The following is a 16,323-nucleotide window of genomic DNA, read 5'->3' on the forward strand; positions in this document are numbered from 1 at the left end:
GACTGTGCGTACTGGGCAGTAACTTTCCGTGGTCGTTCTTGTACGGGCTGCGACCGGTCATGGCAAGGAACCCCGAAGGCGCGGCGCGGGCAGGCGCGATTCACTTGTCCGGGTGACGGGGGAAGGGGAAACCCCTGGCAGGCGCGGCGCCGCGGGTGAATTCCGAGGCGCGAGGTGGACGTTTCGACCCTCGCGGGCGGGGACTCGAAAGAGTACTGCCGCACGTATCCTGAAGGCCCTCGGGAGGTGGCAGCCGCCCCTCGCCGGGTGCCGACCGGAGTCCTCGACCAGGAAAGAGCGGCCTGCCATGCGCGTGTACGTCCCCCTGACCCTCCACTCCCTCGCCGAGGCGCACAAGGCGGGGGAGCTGGGGTCCGGGCCGCTCCTCGCGTACGCCGTCACGCCCGCGTTGCGCGAGTGGTACGTCTCCGACGACCTGGAGGAGCTGGAGTACGCGGCCCTCGGCCGGGCCGCGCTGGCCTCGCTGAGGCTGCTCGCGACGGAGCCGGCCGCCCCGCGCCGGCGGGTCGTCGTCGCCGTCGACGTGCCCGACGGCGCGGTGGGCCCCGGCTCCGATGACGAGGGCGGCGACGAGGCGGCGCTCGGCCGGGTGCGGGTCACGGTCGCCGTGCCGCTGGCCAAGGCGGCCTCGGTGCACGTCGACGCCGGGGACGCGGAGACCGACGTGGCGGCCGGCGCTCAGGCGCTGGCGGCGGCGGACGGCGGGGACGATGACGCGCAGGCGCTGGTGGACGGCGTCGAGGACCACGAGCTGCTGTGGTTCGCCACACAGGAGATCCCCAACCTGGTCGGTGCCGGGGCCTGAGGACCCGGGAGGCCGCGAGGCCGCCGAGCCGGGTTCACTTGATTGTCGGCGGCGGCGGGTACGTTTGCCGGTATGGGGAAGTCAGCGGCGCACATCGTCTGGGACTGGAACGGCACGCTGTTCCACGACAACGACGCGATCATCGGGGCGACGAACGCGGCGTTCGTCGAGTTGGGCCTGGAGCCGATCACACTGGAGCGGTACCGGGCGCTGTACTGCGTGCCGGTGCCCAGGTTCTATGAGCGGCTGTTGGGCCGCCTGCCCACGGACGCCGAGTGGGAGCTCATGGACGAGGTCTTCCACCGCTACTACGCCGAGCACCGGGTGCGCTGCGGGCTCACCGAGGGGGCGGCGGAGCTGCTCGCCGAGTGGCGGCGGGCGGGGCGCAGCCAGTCGCTGCTGAGCATGTACGTGCACGACGAACTGGTGCCGCTCGTCAGGGGCTTCGGGATCGAGCCGCACTTCGTGCGGGTGGACGGGCGGACCGGGCCGTCCGGGGGCAGCAAGGCGGAGCACATGGTGCGTCACCTCCAGGCGCTGGCCGCGGTGGAGCCGGAGCGCACGGTGGTGATCGGGGACGCCGCGGACGACGCGGTGGCCGCGCTGCACGTGGGGGCGAAGGCCGTGCTGTACACGGGCGGCTCGCACGGCCGGGCCAGCCTCGAGGTGGTGGGCGTGCCGGTGGTGGACTCGCTGGCGGAGGCGGTCGAGGTGGCTCAGGAGCTGGCCGCGTAACGGGACGAGGGCCGGGCGGGGCCCGGAACGCGAGCCGGGCGGCGCATTCCGACGTGGTGTCGGGATACGCCGCCCTCGGGCGGTGCGTGTTGCGGGAGGCGGCCCGCGCTGTCATGGCGGTTACTCGGGGTCGCGGTTGAACTTCGCGGCCGACCAGAAGTAGCCGAGCACAGCGAGTCCCACGCACCAGGCGACGGCCAGCCATCCGTTGTGGCCGATCTCGGTGCCGAGGAGAAGACCGCGCAGGGTCTCGATGGCGGGGGTGAAGGGCTGGTATTCGGCGATCGGCTGGAACCAGCCCGGCATCGCGTCGACGGGGACGAACGCGCTGGAGATGAGGGGCAGGAAGATCAGCGGCATCGCGTTGTTGCTGGCGGCCTCGGCGTTCGGGCTGACCAGGCCCATTCCCACGGCGATCCACGTGAGCGCGAGGGAGAACAGCACGAGCAGTCCGAATGCCGCCAGCCACTCCAGGGCGGTGGCGTCGGTGGAGCGGAAGCCGATGGCCACGCCCACGGCGCCCACCAGGATCACGCTGGCCACCGACTGGATCACGCTGCCGACGACGTGGCCGACGAGCACCGAGCCGCGGTGGATCGCCATGGTGCGGAAGCGGGCGATGATGCCCTCGTTCATGTCGTTGGCGACGGAGACGGCGGTGCCGATCGTGGTGCTGCCGATGGTCATCAGCAGCAGCCCCGGCACCAGGTAGGCGATGTAGGCGGAGCGGTCCCCGCCGCCGATGCCCGCGCTCATGGTGTCGCCGAAGATGTAGACGAAGAGCAGCAGCAGCATGATCGGCGTGAGCAGCAGGTTCAGGGTGAGGGACGGGTAGCGGCGGGCGTGCAGGAGGTTGCGGCGCAGCATGGTGGCCGAGTCGCGGACGGCGAGGGAGAGCCGGGTCGGGCGGGCGGGAGCCAGGGGGGTGCTCATCGGGCGTTCTCCTTGGACTGGTGGGGGACGTCGGCCGGGCCGGTGAGGGCGAAGAACACGTCGTCGAGGTCGGGGGTGTGCACGGTCAGCTCGTCCGCCTCGATGCCGGCCGAGTCCAGGCGGTCCAGGACGGCGCGCAGGTCGCGCTGGGTGCCGTCGCTGGGGATCTGCAGTGCCATCGCTTCGTCGTCCCGGGCGGCGGCGTCGAGGGCGAGGGCGGCGCCGCGGTAGGCGGCGGGGTCGGAGAAGCGGAGCCGGACATGGCCGCCGGGGACGATCCGCTTGAGCTCCTCGGCGGTGCCCTCGGCGGCGATCGTGCCGTCGTGGAGCACGGCGATGCGGTCGGCGAGCTGGTCGGCCTCCTCCAGGTACTGGGTGGTGAGGAAGACGGTGACGCCGCCCGTGACGAGCTCGCGGATGATCTGCCACATGGTGTGCCTGGAGCGGGGGTCGAGGCCGGTGGTGGGTTCGTCGAGGAAGATGACGCGCGGGCCGCCGACCAGGGTCATGGCGATGTCGAGGCGGCGTTTCATGCCGCCGGAGTAGGTGGAGGCGGGCTTCCTCGCGGCCTCCACCAGGTCGAAGCGCTCCAGCAGTTCGGCGGTCACCCGCCGGCCCTCGCTCCTGGACAGGTGGTGCAGGTCCGCCATCAGGAGCATGTTCTCCTCGCCGGTGATCAGTCCGTCGACGGCGGAGAACTGCCCGGTGACGCCGATCTCGGCGCGCACGGCCTGCGGGTCGGCGGCGAGGTCGTGGCCGGCGATCCGGGCCTGGCCGCCGTCGGCGGTGACGAGGGTGGAGAGGATCTTCACGGCGGTGGTCTTGCCGGCGCCGTTCGGGCCGAGCAGGGAGAAGATGGTCCCTTCGGGGACGGCCAGGTCGACACCGTCGAGCACGGTCTTGTCGCCGTAGGACTTGCGCAGCCCGGTCGCCGCGATGGCCAGGTTCGTCATGGTGGGTGTCTCCTCGGAGGCCGCGGGTCAGAGGCTGCGGGCGACGATGTCGCCGAAGCCGGTGGTGGCGTGGATGGTCAGGCCGGCGTCGGCGCCGTCGGTGTTCTTCAGCGCGTTGTCGATCCGGCCGTGGCCGGTGCCGGCGTTCAGGGAGGCGGAGACCCCGCGGGCGGCGCCGACCGACACCTGTCCGTACTCGGTGCGCAGCACGACCGTGCCGCTGACGGCCTCGGCGATCCGCAGGTCGCCCTTCTGGGTGCTGATCTCGGCGGAGCCGCCCAGGCGGCCGACGGCGATGTCGCCGGCGAGGACGGCGAGGCGGGCGCCGGCGGCCTCGTCGAGCTTGACCGTTCCCTGCGCGCTCTCGAAGGCGACGTCGCCGAGCCTCCCGACGCCCCGGAGTTCGGCGTCGGCCGCCTTCGCCTCGACCCGGGAGCCGGCAGGCAGCTGGACGGTCACCTCGACCGCTCCGGAGTGGCCGAGGACGCGGTTCTTCGCCGGTGCGGCTTCGATCCGCAGGACGCCGTCGACGTACTCGACCGTCGTCTCCTCCGCCGCCTTCACGTCGCGGCCCTTCGAGGCGTCCGCGGGCAGGACCTCGACCGTGGTGTCGGCGCGGTCGGCGGCGATGAGGCGGATGCGGCCGGCGGGCACGTCGACGACGGTGGCGATCGCGGCGGGGGTGTTGAACGTCTGCATGGTGTTCTCCATCGACTCGTTGTGTTCGCGTTCGTTTCTGACGATGGAAAAGCTACGTTGCGTTCATCGATCGCTCAACACCTATGTTGCAATCAATCGGCATAACAGCAGCTCACGCGCTTTAAATCATTGCAATGGATCTGAACTTAACGCAACATCGAGAGGCTCGCTCGTTGCAATGAATGAGAGTGAACGCTAAGCTGGCGGCATTCGACGGGCGACATGAGGAGAACGCGATGCCGGGAGGCAGGCTCAGCCAGCAGGAACGCCAGCAGATCGCACTGGGGCTGGCCGACGGCCTCGCCTACGCGGAGATCGCCAGGCGTCTGGACCGCCCGACCTCGACCGTCACACGTGAGGTGATGCGCAACGGCGGTCCCACCGCCTATCGCGCCGACCTGGCCCACCGCGCCACCGAGCGCCGTACGCACCGGCGCCGGCAGGCCGCGCCCCGGGGGGCGGAGGCGTCCCCGCAGCCCTACGGGCGGGACGCCGATGCCGTGCGCGAGTTCGAGGAGACGTTCACCACCGTCATGATGGCCTCCGGCATGACCGCGATGCCGGCGCGCGTCATGGCCTCCCTCTCCCTCAGCGACGAGGGCAGCCTTACCGCCTCCGAACTGGTCAAGCGTCTCCAGGTCAGCCCGGCGTCCGTCTCCAAGGCGATCGCCTTCCTGGAGAGTCAGAGCCTCGTCCGCCGGGAGCGCGACGAGCGGCGCCGCGAGCGGTACATCGTCGACGACGACGTCTGGTACCAGTCGATGATGGCCAGCGCCCGGGCCATCGCCCATGTCGTCGAGGTGGCGCGGCAGGGCGTGGGCGTCCTCGGTCCCGGCACCCCGGCCGCCGCCCGGCTGGAGAACGTCGCCCGGTTCCTCGACTTCGTCGCCGAGAGCACCGCCCGCGCGGCGGAGCAGGCCCGGGCGGTGCTCCACACGAAAACCGCGGCCCCCTCGACCACCGAAGCCGAGGCCGGACCCGAAGCCGAGGCCGGACCCGAAGCCGAGGCCGGACCCGAAGCCGAAGCCGAGGCCGGACCCGAAGCCGAGGTCGAAGCAGAAGTCGACACCGACACCGACGCCGCCGCCGCGCCGGATCCGGGCCGCGCGTGACCCGACGTCAGGTCGCCGGCGCCTTCACGCGCAGGACGGCGAGGAACTCGCGCATCCACGCGGGGTGGTCCGGCCAGGCGCGGGAGGAGACCAGCGTGCCGTCGACGACCGCCTCGGCGTCCTGGAAGGTCGCGCCCGCGGTCTGCATGTCCAGCTCCAGCGCCGGGTACGCCGTGACGCGGCGGCCGGTGAGGCCGTCGACCGCGGCGGTCAGGAGCGGGCCGTGGCAGATCTGGGCGACCGGCTTGTCCGCGTCGAAGAACGACTTGAGGATCTTGCGGAGTTCGGGATCGTTGCGCAGATACTCCGGGGCGCGGCCGCCGGGCACGACGACGGCGGCGTACTCGCCGGGATCGACCTCGGAGAAGGCCAGGTCGGCGGGCCAGGTGTAGCCGGGCTTCTCGGTGTAGGTGTCGAAGCCGGGTTCGAAGTCGTGGACGACGAAGCGGAGCCGTTTGCGGGCGGGGGCCGCGATGTGGACCTCGTAGCCCTCCTCGCGCAGACGCTGGTAGGGGTACAGCACCTCCAGGCTCTCCGCTGCGTCGCCGGTGACGATGAGGATCTTGACGGTCATGTCGGGCGGCTCCTCTCGGACGGGCGCTCCTCATGGGCAACGTGCCTCTGTCGGGCGGCCTTGCCAAGAGGCGGCGTGTTCTCAGGGTCCCTCCCGGGCGGGCGCGCGGCGACCTCGGCAGCGGCACGCCCCTCACACACCCCACCCACCCCCGCCCCTGTGCAGAACGTCAAACTTCGACCCCTGGTTTTGTACACATACGGCTCATGACGACCCCCCGGTCGAGGGCGATAGCCTTGTGGCGTGATCAGCGCGATAGTTCGCGGGGGCGTCGTGGCCCCTGCCCTGCGCCCGGTGACCTCGGATGAACTCCGGGGCCGGGCGGCGGTCGCTGGTCTTCGCGGGCGGGACGGGGTCAAGAGGGCCCCCAGGACGCCGTGCAGATCCCCGGAGCCGACGGTGCAGAGAGCAGCGTCACACCCGCAGGGAGCACCGAGTATGGCCGATATCCCCCCGCTCATCTCACCCTGCGGCATAGCGTCGAAGCAGACCGGACACCCCGCGTCGTGGCGTCACGCCGCACGGAAAGAGACCGTACTTCCTTCTACGTCACGCAACGGCGCGCGACAGGAGCCAGAGGACAATGCAGACCAAGCTGGACGAAGCCAAGGCCGAGCTGCTCGAGAGGGCGGCCCGGGTCGCTGAGAACAGCCCGGTCGGGGCGCACCTACCGACCGGGACGACGGGCGAGGGCACTGAGGGAACCCCGGGCGCCCCTGACCACGAATCCGTGCTCTCGTTCCTCCAGCGCTACTACCTGCACACCGCCCCCGAGGACCTCACCGACCGCGACCCGGTCGACGTCTTCGGCGCCGCGTTCTCCCACTACCGGCTCGCGGAGAACCGGCCGCAGGGCACGGCGAACGTGCGCGTCCACACCCCCACCGTCGAGGAGAACGGCTGGACCTGCAGCCACTCCGTCGTCGAGGTCGTCACCGACGACATGCCCTTCCTCGTCGACTCGGTCACCAACGAGCTGACCCGCCAGGGCCGCGGCATCCACCTCGTCATCCACCCCCAGGTCGTGGTCCGCCGGGACGTCACCGGCAAGCTCATCGAGGTGCTCGCCGTCGCGCCCTCGTCCCGCGACCTGCCGCACGACGCGCACATCGAGTCGTGGATCCACGTCGAGACGGACCGCGAGACCGACCGCGCCGACCTCAAGCAGATCACCGCCGACCTGCTGCGCGTCCTGTCCGACGCCCGCGAGGCCGTCGAGGACTGGGGGAAGATGCGCGAGGCCGCGCTGCGCATCGCCGGCGGGCTCGACGACGAACCCGTCCCCGGCGACCTGCCCGGGCCCGAGGTGGAGGAGGCCCGCGAGCTGCTGCGCTGGCTCGCCGACGACCACTTCACCTTCCTCGGCTACCGGGAGTACCAGCTGCGGGGGGACGACTCCCTGGCGGCGGTGCCCGGCACCGGCCTGGGCATCCTGCGGGCCGACCCGCACCACGCCGACGGCGACGCCCACCCCGTCAGCCCGTCCTTCGAACGGCTCCCGGCCGACGCCCGCGCCAAGGCGCGCGAGCACAAGCTGCTGGTGCTGACCAAGGCCAACAGCCGGTCCACCGTGCACCGGCCGTCGTACCTGGACTACGTCGGCGTGAAGAAGTTCGACGCCGACGGCAACGTGGTCGGCGAGCGGCGGTTCCTCGGACTGTTCTCCTCCGCCGCCTACACCGAGTCCGTGCTGCGGGTCCCGGTGATCCGGCGCAAGGTGGACGCCGTCCTTGAGGGCGCCGGCTTCTCGCCCGACAGCCACGACGGACGCGACCTGCTCCAGATCCTGGAGACGTACCCGCGCGACGAGCTGTTCCAGACCCCGGTGGACGAGCTGCGCTCCATCGTGACGTCGGTGCTGTACCTGCAGGAGCGCCGGCGGCTGCGGCTGTACCTGCGGCAGGACGAGTACGGGCGCTACTACTCGGCCCTGGTCTACCTGCCCCGTGACCGCTACACCACCGGCGTGCGGCTGCGGATCATCGACATCCTCAAGGAGGAACTGGGCGGCATCAGCGTCGACTTCACCGCCTGGAACACCGAGTCGATCCTGTCCCGGCTGCACTTCGTCGTCCGCGTCCCGCCGGGCACCGAACTGCCGCAGCTGTCCGACTCCGACAAGGAGCGCATCGAGGCCCGCCTGGTGGAGGCGGCCCGGTCGTGGGCCGACGCGTTCTCCGAGGCGCTCACCGCCGAGCTCGGCGAGGAGCGGGCGGCGGAGCTGCTGCGCCGCTACAACAACGCCTTCCCCGAGGGCTACAAGGCCGACCACACCCCGCGCTCCGCGGTGTCCGACCTCGTCCACATCGAACGGCTCACCGAGGAGCGCAACTTCTCGCTCAGCCTGTACGAGCCGGTCGGCGCGGCCCCCGACGAGCGCCGCTTCAAGATCTACCGCAAGGGCGACGCGATCTCCCTGTCGGCGGTGCTGCCGGTGCTGAACCGGCTCGGCGTCGAGGTCGTCGACGAGCGGCCCTACGAGCTGCGCCGCACGGACCGCAGCGTCGCCTGGATCTACGACTTCGGCCTGCGCATCCCGACCTCGCTGCGCGGCGGCGCCGGCGACCACCTCGGCGACGACGCCCGCGAGCGGTTCCAGGAGGCGTTCTCGGCGACCTGGACCGGCCAGGCGGAGAACGACGGCTTCAACGCGCTGGTGCTGGGCGCGGGCCTGACGTGGCGGCAGGCGATGGTGCTGCGCGCGTACGCCAAGTACCTGCGGCAGGCCGGTTCCACGTTCAGCCAGGACTACATGGAGGACACCCTCCGCACGAACGTCCACACCACGAGGCTGCTGGTGTCGCTGTTCGAGGCGCGGATGTCGCCGGACCGGCAGCGCGCCGGGATGGAGATCGTCGACGCCCTCCTCGAGGAGCTGGACGCGGCCCTGGACCAGGTGGCGTCCCTCGACGAGGACCGCATCCTGCGGTCCTTCCTCACCGTCATCAAGGCGACGCTGCGCACCAACTTCTTCCAGAAGTCGGCGAGCGGCGCCCCGCACGACTACGTGTCGATGAAGTTCGACCCGCAGGCCATCCCCGACCTGCCCGCGCCGCGCCCCGCGTTCGAGATCTGGGTGTACTCGCCTCGGGTGGAGGGCGTGCACCTGAGGTTCGGCAAGGTCGCGCGCGGCGGTCTGCGCTGGTCCGACCGGCGTGAGGACTTCCGCACGGAGATCCTCGGCCTGGTCAAGGCGCAGATGGTGAAGAACACGGTCATCGTGCCGGTGGGCGCCAAGGGCGGCTTCGTCGCCAAGCAGCTGCCCGACCCGGCCGCGGACCGCGACGCGTGGCTGGCGGAGGGCGTGGCCAGCTACCGCACGTTCATCTCGGCGCTGCTGGACATCACCGACAACATGGTCGCCGGCGAGGTCGTGCCCCCGGCGGACGTCGTCCGGCACGACGAGGACGACACCTATCTGGTGGTCGCCGCCGACAAGGGCACGGCGACGTTCTCCGACATCGCCAACGACGTCGCCGGCAGCTACGACTTCTGGCTGGGCGACGCCTTCGCCTCCGGCGGCTCCGCCGGCTACGACCACAAGGCGATGGGCATCACCGCGCGCGGCGCCTGGGAGTCGGTGAAGCGGCACTTCCGCGAGCTGGGCGTGAACACGCAGGTCGAGGACTTCACGGTCGTCGGCATCGGCGACATGTCCGGCGACGTGTTCGGCAACGGCATGCTGCTGAGCGAGCACATCCGCCTGGTCGCCGCCTTCGACCACCGGCACATCTTCATCGACCCGAAACCCGACGCGGCGACCTCCTACGCGGAGCGGCGCCGCCTGTTCGAGCTGCCCCGCTCCAGCTGGGCCGACTACGACACCTCCCTCATCTCCGCCGGCGGCGGCGTCTTCCCCCGTACGGCGAAGGCGATCCCCGTGGGCGGTCACATCCGCGAGGCCCTCGGCATCGAGGACGGCGTCACCAAGATGACCCCGGCCGACCTGATGAAGGCGATCCTCAGCGCGCCGGTGGACCTGCTGTGGAACGGCGGCATCGGCACCTACGTGAAGGCCTCCACGGAGTCCAACGCGGACGTCGGCGACAAGGCCAACGACCCGATCCGCGTCGACGGGCAGGACCTGCGCGTCAAGGTCGTCGGCGAGGGCGGCAACCTGGGCCTGACCCAGCTGGGCCGGATCGAGTTCGCCCGCACCGGCGGCAAGATCAACACGGACGCCATCGACAACAGCGCGGGCGTGGACACCTCCGACCACGAGGTGAACATCAAGATCCTGCTGAACGGGCTGGTCGCCGAGGGGGACATGACGGTCAAGCAGCGCAACAAGCTGCTCGCCGAGATGACCGACGAGGTCGGCGCGCTCGTCCTGCGCAACAACTACGCGCAGAACACGGCGATCGCCAACGCTCTCGCCCAGTCCAAGGACATGCTCCACGCCCAGCAGCGCTTCCTGCGCCACCTGGTGCGCGAAGGCCACCTGGACCGCGCGCTGGAGTTCCTGCCCACCGACCGGCAGATCCGCGAGCGGCTCGGCGCGGGGCAGGGCCTCAGCAGCCCGGAGACGGCCGTGCTGATGGCGTACACCAAGATCACGGTGTCGGACGAGCTGCTGCACACCTCGCTGCCCGACGACCCCTACCTGCACTCCCTGCTGTACGCGTACTTCCCGACGGCGCTGCGCGAGGAGTTCGCCGAGCAGATCGAGCACCACCCGCTGCGCCGTGAGATCACCACGACGGTGCTGGTCAACGACACCGTCAACACCGGCGGCACGACCTATCTGCACCGGCTGCGGGAGGAGACCGGGGCGTCGCTCGAGGAGATCGTGCGGGCGCAGACCGCGGCGCGGGCGATCTTCCGTTCGGCGCCGGTGTGGGACGCGGTCGAGGCGCTCGACAACCAGGTCGAGGCGGAGGTGCAGACCCGGATCCGGCTGCACTCGCGCCGGCTGGTGGAGCGCGGTACGCGCTGGCTGCTGAACAACCGGCCGCAGCCGCTGCAGCTCGCCGAGACGGTCGAGTTCTTCGCCGAGCGCGTCGAGCAGGTGTGGGCGCAGCTGACGAAGCTGCTGCGCGGCGCGGACCTCGAGTGGTGGCAGATGATCCACGACGAGCTGACCGGGGCCGGTGTGCCCGACGAGCTCGCCACCCGGGTCGCCGGGTTCTCCTCGGCGTTCCCGGCGCTGGACATCGTGTCGGTGGCCGACCGGATGGGCAAGGACCCGCTGGACGTCGCCGAGGTGTACTACGACCTCGCCGACCGGCTGCGGATCACGCAGCTGATGGACCGGATCATCGAGCTGCCGCGCGCCGACCGCTGGCAGTCCATGGCCCGCGCCTCCATCCGTGAGGACCTGTACGCGGCCCACGCGGCGCTGACCGCGGACGTCCTGGCCGTCGGCAACGGCACCTCGACGCCCGAGCAGCGGTTCACGGCCTGGGAGCAGCGCAACCAGGCGATCCTGGGCCGGGCGCGCACCACGCTGGAGGAGATCCAGGGGTCGGACTCCTTCGACCTGGCGAACCTGTCGGTGGCGATGCGGACGATGCGCACGCTGCTGCGCACGCACTCGTAGCGGGTGGGCGAGGACGCCTGACGACAGGGCGCCCCGGGCCGTGACGGCTCGGGGCGCCCTGTCGTCGTCGGGGGCGTGAAGGTGCTCAGGCGGCCTTCGGCGCCGTCGGCTTGGCCTTGTTCTTGTCGGGGCCGCCGGTGAACGCCTCGTACGCCTGGAGGACCTCCTCGGTGGGCCCGTCCATGCGCAGTTCGCCCCGCTCCAGCCACAGCACGCGGTCGCAGGTGTCGCGGATGGACTTGTTGCTGTGGCTGACCAGGAACACCGTGCCGGCGTGCTTGCGCAGTTCGCGGATGCGTTCCTCGGAGCGCTTCTGGAAGGAGCGGTCGCCGGTGGCGAGCGCCTCGTCGATCAGCAGGACGTCGTGGTCCTTGGCGGCGGCGATGGAGAACCGCAGCCGGGCGGCCATGCCGGAGGAGTAGGTGCGCATCGGCAGGGTGATGAAGTCGCCCTTGTCGTTGATCCCGGAGAAGTCGACGATGTCCTGGTAGCGCTCCTTGACCTGCTCGCGGGACATGCCCATGGCGAGCCCGCCGAGGTGGACGTTGCGTTCGCCGGTCAGGTCGTTCATCAGGGCCGCGTTGACGCCGAGCAGCGAGGGCTGGCCGTCGGTGTGGATCTTGCCGTTCTCCACCGGGAGCAGGCCGGCGACCGCCTTGAGCAGGGTCGACTTGCCGGAGCCGTTGGTGCCGATGAGGCCGATCGCCTCGCCCCGGTAGGCGACGAACGACACGTTCTTCACGGCGTGCACCTTGCGCACGCCGGCCGCCTTCTCGGCCTTCCCGCGGCGCAGGATGCGGTGCAGGGCGGCGGTCGCGGAGCCCCGGCCGGCGCCGGTGCCGTTGACGCGGTAGACGATGTCGACGCCGTCGACGACGACGGTGGGGATCCGCTCGCCGCCGGCGCGGCCGGTGTCGGGGATGGTGTTGTCAGCCACGGCCGTACGTCTCCTCAGCCTTCCAGAAGTAGATGAACCCGCCGACTCCGGCGAGCAGCGCCCAGCCCGTCGCGATCAGCCACACGTGGTGCGGCAGCTGACCGGCGTGGAAGGAGTCGATCAGGGCGAAGCGCATCAGGTCGATGTAGACGGCGGCGGGGTTGGCCTGGAGGACGGGGGCGACCCAGGACGGCAGGCCGTGGTGGGCGCCGGCCAGCTTGTCGATGCTCCACATCACGCCCGAGACGTACATCCAGGTGCGCAGGACGAACGGCATCAGCTGGGCGATGTCCGGGGTCTTCGCGCCGAGCCGGGCCATGACCATCGAGACGCCGGCGTTGAAGGTGAACTGCAGCAGCAGCACCGGGACGGCCAGCAGCCAGGACGCGGAGACCGGCACGCCGAAGCAGAGCAGGATCACGACCAGCGCGCCCATGGAGAACAGCAGCTGCTGGAGCTGCTGGAGGCAGAACGAGATGGGCAGCGCGGCCCGCGGGAAGTGCAGGGCGCGCACCAGGCCGAGGTTGCCGGAGACCGCGCGGGTGCCCGCCATGATCGAACTCTGCGTGAACGTCCACACGAACACGCCCGTGACCAGGAACGGCACGTAGTCCGGCACGCCCTGCTTGGTGCCCAGCAGCACGCCGAAGATGAAGAAGTACACCGCCGCGTTGAGCAGCGGGGTCATCACCTGCCAGAGCTGGCCCAGCTTCGCCTGGCTGTACTGGGCGGTGAGCTTGGCGGTGGCGAACGCGCCGATGAAGTGGCGGCGCGCCCACAACTGGCGCACATAGGCGGGCAGTGAAGGGCGGGCGCCGCTGACCGAGAGGCCGTGGCGGGCGGCGAGCGCCGCCAGGTCTTCGTGGGGCTCGGGCCGCGTCGGGGGCGGTGTGTGGAGGACCTGACTCACATCCGCTGCTTTCACTCGGGGGGAGGGTGACGCCTCGGGGCGGCGCGCACGGGCGGACGGCGTTCCTCACGCGTTCCTTGCCGTCCCCTTACGTCGGGACGGCACCGTATCGTCGCAACGCGAGAGTAAGGCGAGTCGACGTCGGAACGCAACCGTATCGTCGTGACGCCCTATGCTGGTCGGCATGACGACGAACGCCGACGAGCCCTCGACGCGTCCGCGCCGCCGGGCCCCCGCCGGAGCGGCCGTGCTGCGCGAGGACGTCACGGAGGCCATCCGGGCCGCCGTGTTCGAGGAGCTCGCGACCGTCGGCTACGCCCGGATGTCCATCGAGGGCATCGCCCGACGCGCCGGGGTGGGGAAGACCGCCGTGTACCGGCGCTGGCGCTCCAAGCTGCACCTGGTCCTGGACATCGTCTCGGCCATCGCCGTGCAGGGCCTGCCCGCGCCGTGCACCGGCAGCCTGGAGGGCGACCTGAGAATGCTGTACGAGGTCACGTCACGGGCGCTGCGGCACCCGGTGGCCTCGCAGATCATCCCGGACCTCCAGGCCGAGGCGGCCCGCAACCCGGAGATCGCCGAAGCCCTCCAGAAGGCCCTGCGCGACGGGCAGGAGGGCGTCGCCCTGAAGATCGTCGCGGCGGCGACCGAGCGCGGCGAGGTTCGCCGGGAGGCCGACGCGGAGCTGGCCCTGGACCTGATCTCCGGCCCGCTCTACTGGCGCTCCGTGGTCATCCGCAGCCCGAAACTCCCCAAGGACTACCTCGCGGCCCTGACCCGGGCGACCGCGGAGGCGATCAAGGCTCTGTGACCCCCGCGCGGCGGTCCCGGAGCGCACCTTCCGCGCTGCCGCCTACGAACGGACCGCCTCCGGGTGGAGGTGCACCCAGCCCTCCCAGGCGGAGACGATCATGTCCTCGACGTCGTGCGCGGCCTTCCAGCCGAGAAGGGTCTCGATGCGGTCGGCGGAGGCCACCACACGGGCCGGGTCACCCGGTCTGCGCGGGCTGACCGTCGGCGGGCGGTCGTAGCCGGTGACGGCGTTGATCCGGTCGATCATCTCCCGGACGGAGACGCCCTCGCCGCGGCCGATGTTGAGGGTCAGGGTGTGCCCCGGGGAGGCCTGGAGGGCACGGGCCGCGGCGACATGGGCCTCCGCCAGGTCGACGACGTGGATGTAGTCCCGGACGCAGGTGCCGTCCGGCGTCGGATAGTCGTCGCCGAAGATGCGCGGCGCGGCGTTCTCCGTGAGGCGTTCGAACACCATGGGCACCAGGTTGAAGACACCGACGTCCGCCAGCTCCGGGCTCGCCGCGCCGGCCACGTTGAAGTAGCGCAGCGACGCCGTGGACAGCCCGGTGGCCCGGCCGGTCGCGCGGACCAGCCACTCGCCCGCCAGCTTCGTCTCGCCGTAGGGCGAGATCGGCGCGCACGGCGTCTCCTCCGTGACGAGGTCCACGTCCGGCACGCCGTAGACGGCGGCCGAGGAGGAGAACACGAACGAGGGGACTCCGGCGGTGGTGACCGCGTCCAGGAGGACCCTCAAGCCCTCCACGTTCTCCCGGTAGTAGTGCAGGGGCCGGTCCACCGACTCCCCGACCTGCTTCTTCGCCGCCAGATGCACGACACCGGTCACCTCGTGCTCGGCGATCGTGCGCTCCAGCAGCGGGCCGTCCAGCGTGGAGCCCGCCACCAGCGGCACCCCTCGCGGCACCCGTTCGGCGATCCCGGTGGACAGGTCGTCGTACACCACAGCCCGCTCGCCCGCCCCGGTCATCGCCCGCACCACATGCGCCCCGATGTATCCGGCCCCGCCTGTGATCAACCAGGTCATGTCGTCACATCCCCCTCATGGGACGCCCAGTGCGCCCGAAACCCAGTGAATCAGGCGGCGCGCGCTTCCGCAGAGCCTGTGGATAACCCCGCGTGCGTCAGTCGGCGCCTACGGTGTCGGCCTGCTCGCCGGCGTCCGGGTCCTCCTGGGCGGCCGCCGAGTCCAGTGCGGCGGTGAGCACGTCCAGGCGCTCCTTCAGTTCGCGGATCTCCTCCAGGTCGAACCCCGTCGCGCTCACGATCCGGCGCGGCACCCGCAGCGCCCGCTCGCGCAGCTCCGTGCCCTCCCGCGTCAGGCGGACCTCGACCGAGCGTTCGTCGCGCGCACTGCGCTCGCGGTGGACGAGACCGGCCGCCTCCAGGCGCTTCAGCAGCGGAGACAGCGTGCCGGAGTCGAGGCGCAGATGCGCGCCGAGCTTCTTGACGGGCAGCGCGCCCTCCTCCCACAGGACCAGCATCACCAGGTACTGCGGGTAGGTCAGCCCGAGGTCCTTGAGGATCACGCGGTAGACGCCGTTGAAGGCGCGTGACGCGGCGTGCAGGGAGAAGCAGATCTGGCGGTCCAGCCGGAGCCAGTTCGTCTCGGTGACCGCGGTATGCGCGGCTTCCGTGGCGTCGGCGGCCCCGGCCTCGACGGCTTCCGGGGCTTCGGTGGCGGCACCCGGAGCGGGGGAGGCGGATGCGGCGGAGCGGGGGGACATCGGGGTCATGCCTCCAGCGTAACTCGGGCGAGCAATTAAGTTGTGCACAACTTAATTGTGTGCTCTACTTGTTGTCGTGAGGCCGCCCGGACGCCCCGGTGAATGGGCCGGCCGCCCCTGACCACGCAGGACTTCCGAGAGGGATGGTTCATCCATGGACGCGCTGTACACCGCTGTCGCCACCGCCACCCACGGCCGTGAGGGCCGCGCCGTCAGCTCCGACGGCAAGATCGACCTCGCGCTCGCCATGCCGGTGGAGCTGGGCGGCAACGGTCAGGGCACCAACCCCGAGCAGCTCTTCGCCGCCGGATACGCCGCCTGTTTCGGCAGCGCCCTCGGCCTGGTCGGCCGTCAGGCGAAGGTCGACGTCAGCGAGGCCGCCGTGACCGCCGAGGTCGGCATCGGCAAGCAGGGCGAGGGCTTCGGCCTCAAGGTCGCCCTCCGCGTCGAGCTGCCGGACTCCCTCGACGAGGCCACCGGCCGCAAGCTGGTCGAGCAGGCCCACCAGGTCTGCCCCTACTCCAACGCCACCCGCGGCAACATCGAGGTCGAGCTCGTCATCGAGTAGTCC

General features: G+C 71.1%; 14 protein-coding genes. 6 read left to right on the plus strand and 8 right to left on the minus strand.

Annotated features, from left to right (window positions below):
- Nucleotides 1-307: 307 nt before the first annotated feature.
- Nucleotides 308-826, plus strand: coding sequence for a DUF6912 family protein (locus EV567_RS00095; protein ID WP_130436494.1), 519 nt, complete (start codon nucleotides 308-310; stop codon nucleotides 824-826).
- Between the two features lie 72 nt (nucleotides 827-898).
- On the plus strand, nucleotides 899-1,561 hold the full coding sequence (locus EV567_RS00100) for an HAD family hydrolase (RefSeq protein ID WP_130436495.1): 663 nt from the start codon (nucleotides 899-901) through the stop codon (nucleotides 1,559-1,561).
- 120 nt (nucleotides 1,562-1,681) lie between these two features.
- Here EV567_RS00100 and EV567_RS00105 read toward each other — a convergent pair whose 3' ends face one another.
- The 3 genes from EV567_RS00105 to EV567_RS00115 are packed head-to-tail and all read right to left on the minus strand — an operon-like array spanning nucleotide 1,682 to nucleotide 4,146.
- Nucleotides 1,682-2,494 (minus strand): ABC transporter permease, encoded by an 813-nt coding sequence (locus EV567_RS00105; protein WP_130436496.1) that lies wholly within the window; start codon nucleotides 2,492-2,494, stop codon nucleotides 1,682-1,684.
- Nucleotides 2,491-3,447 carry an ATP-binding cassette domain-containing protein gene (locus EV567_RS00110; protein WP_130436497.1) on the minus strand — a complete coding sequence of 319 codons (957 nt, stop codon included), beginning with the start codon at nucleotides 3,445-3,447 and terminating at the stop codon, nucleotides 2,491-2,493. Before EV567_RS00110 ends, EV567_RS00105 begins: the two co-directional genes overlap by 4 nt.
- A 27-nt stretch (nucleotides 3,448-3,474) precedes the next feature.
- A complete protein-coding gene (locus EV567_RS00115; RefSeq protein ID WP_130436498.1) occupies nucleotides 3,475-4,146 on the minus strand; it encodes a DUF4097 family beta strand repeat-containing protein in 672 nt (223 codons plus the stop codon).
- A gap of 236 nt (nucleotides 4,147-4,382) precedes the next feature.
- Between EV567_RS00115 and EV567_RS00120 the strand changes: the two genes are divergently transcribed.
- Entirely contained in the window at nucleotides 4,383-5,258 is an 876-nt protein-coding gene (locus tag EV567_RS00120) for a helix-turn-helix domain-containing protein (RefSeq protein WP_130436499.1), read from the plus strand.
- Between the two features lie 7 nt (nucleotides 5,259-5,265).
- Here the strand turns inward: EV567_RS00120 and EV567_RS00125 are convergent, their stop codons facing one another.
- Entirely contained in the window at nucleotides 5,266-5,832 is a 567-nt protein-coding gene (locus tag EV567_RS00125; protein ID WP_130436500.1) for a DJ-1/PfpI family protein, read from the minus strand.
- Nucleotides 5,833-6,415: 583 nt separating this feature from the next.
- On the opposite strand from EV567_RS00125, the gene EV567_RS00130 reads away from it, so the two are divergent.
- The gene (locus EV567_RS00130; RefSeq protein WP_130436501.1) at nucleotides 6,416-11,371 is read left to right on the plus strand and encodes an NAD-glutamate dehydrogenase; all 4,956 of its coding nucleotides are present in this window, start codon (nucleotides 6,416-6,418) and stop codon (nucleotides 11,369-11,371) included.
- A gap of 85 nt (nucleotides 11,372-11,456) precedes the next feature.
- Here EV567_RS00130 and EV567_RS00135 read toward each other — a convergent pair whose 3' ends face one another.
- Both EV567_RS00135 and EV567_RS00140 read right to left on the minus strand, forming a co-directional pair.
- Nucleotides 11,457-12,308 (minus strand): ABC transporter ATP-binding protein, encoded by an 852-nt coding sequence (locus EV567_RS00135; RefSeq protein ID WP_130436502.1) that lies wholly within the window; start codon nucleotides 12,306-12,308, stop codon nucleotides 11,457-11,459.
- On the minus strand, nucleotides 12,301-13,218 hold the full coding sequence (locus EV567_RS00140; RefSeq protein ID WP_130436503.1) for an ABC transporter permease: 918 nt from the start codon (nucleotides 13,216-13,218) through the stop codon (nucleotides 12,301-12,303). The genes EV567_RS00135 and EV567_RS00140 overlap by 8 nt, the downstream gene beginning before the upstream one ends.
- A 184-nt stretch (nucleotides 13,219-13,402) precedes the next feature.
- Between EV567_RS00140 and EV567_RS00145 the strand changes: the two genes are divergently transcribed.
- Complete coding sequence (locus EV567_RS00145; RefSeq protein ID WP_130436504.1) at nucleotides 13,403-14,029, plus strand: TetR/AcrR family transcriptional regulator; 627 nt, start codon at nucleotides 13,403-13,405, stop codon at nucleotides 14,027-14,029.
- Between the two features lie 42 nt (nucleotides 14,030-14,071).
- Here the strand turns inward: EV567_RS00145 and galE are convergent, their stop codons facing one another.
- Together galE and EV567_RS00155 are read right to left on the minus strand one after the other, a co-directional pair.
- Nucleotides 14,072-15,052: a UDP-glucose 4-epimerase GalE gene (galE, locus tag EV567_RS00150; RefSeq protein ID WP_130436505.1), complete on the minus strand. Its 981-nt coding sequence runs from the start codon at nucleotides 15,050-15,052 to the stop codon at nucleotides 14,072-14,074.
- A gap of 97 nt (nucleotides 15,053-15,149) precedes the next feature.
- The gene (locus EV567_RS00155) at nucleotides 15,150-15,761 is read right to left on the minus strand and encodes a MarR family winged helix-turn-helix transcriptional regulator (RefSeq protein WP_242620631.1); all 612 of its coding nucleotides are present in this window, start codon (nucleotides 15,759-15,761) and stop codon (nucleotides 15,150-15,152) included.
- Between the two features lie 145 nt (nucleotides 15,762-15,906).
- Here EV567_RS00155 and EV567_RS00160 point away from each other — a divergent pair, with 145 nt between their 5' ends.
- A complete protein-coding gene (locus EV567_RS00160) occupies nucleotides 15,907-16,320 on the plus strand; it encodes an organic hydroperoxide resistance protein (protein WP_130436506.1) in 414 nt (137 codons plus the stop codon).
- The last annotated feature ends 3 nt before the right edge of the window (nucleotides 16,321-16,323 follow it).

This window comes from Streptomyces sp. BK239 (assembly GCF_004217285.1).
Lineage (GTDB): Bacteria > Actinomycetota > Actinomycetes > Streptomycetales > Streptomycetaceae > Streptomyces.

What these genes read in the sequence shown, in the direction of transcription:
- EV567_RS00095 (WP_130436494.1), top strand. Translation starts at nt 308, where the DNA reads ATGCGCGTGTACGTCCCCCTGACCCTCCACTCCCTCGCCGAGGCGCAC.
- EV567_RS00160 (WP_130436506.1), top strand. Translation starts at nt 15,907, where the DNA reads ATGGACGCGCTGTACACCGCTGTCGCCACCGCCACCCACGGCCGTGAG.
- EV567_RS00120 (WP_130436499.1), top strand. Translation starts at nt 4,383, where the DNA reads ATGCCGGGAGGCAGGCTCAGCCAGCAGGAACGCCAGCAGATCGCACTG.
- EV567_RS00130 (WP_130436501.1), top strand. Translation starts at nt 6,416, where the DNA reads ATGCAGACCAAGCTGGACGAAGCCAAGGCCGAGCTGCTCGAGAGGGCG.
- galE (WP_130436505.1), bottom strand. Translation starts at nt 15,052, where the DNA reads ATGACCTGGTTGATCACAGGCGGGGCCGGATACATCGGGGCGCATGTG.
- EV567_RS00155 (WP_242620631.1), bottom strand. Translation starts at nt 15,761, where the DNA reads ATGACCCCGATGTCCCCCCGCTCCGCCGCATCCGCCTCCCCCGCTCCG.
- EV567_RS00100 (WP_130436495.1), top strand. Translation starts at nt 899, where the DNA reads ATGGGGAAGTCAGCGGCGCACATCGTCTGGGACTGGAACGGCACGCTG.
- EV567_RS00125 (WP_130436500.1), bottom strand. Translation starts at nt 5,832, where the DNA reads ATGACCGTCAAGATCCTCATCGTCACCGGCGACGCAGCGGAGAGCCTG.
- EV567_RS00110 (WP_130436497.1), bottom strand. Translation starts at nt 3,447, where the DNA reads ATGACGAACCTGGCCATCGCGGCGACCGGGCTGCGCAAGTCCTACGGC.
- EV567_RS00145 (WP_130436504.1), top strand. Translation starts at nt 13,403, where the DNA reads ATGACGACGAACGCCGACGAGCCCTCGACGCGTCCGCGCCGCCGGGCC.
- EV567_RS00105 (WP_130436496.1), bottom strand. Translation starts at nt 2,494, where the DNA reads ATGAGCACCCCCCTGGCTCCCGCCCGCCCGACCCGGCTCTCCCTCGCC.
- EV567_RS00115 (WP_130436498.1), bottom strand. Translation starts at nt 4,146, where the DNA reads ATGCAGACGTTCAACACCCCCGCCGCGATCGCCACCGTCGTCGACGTG.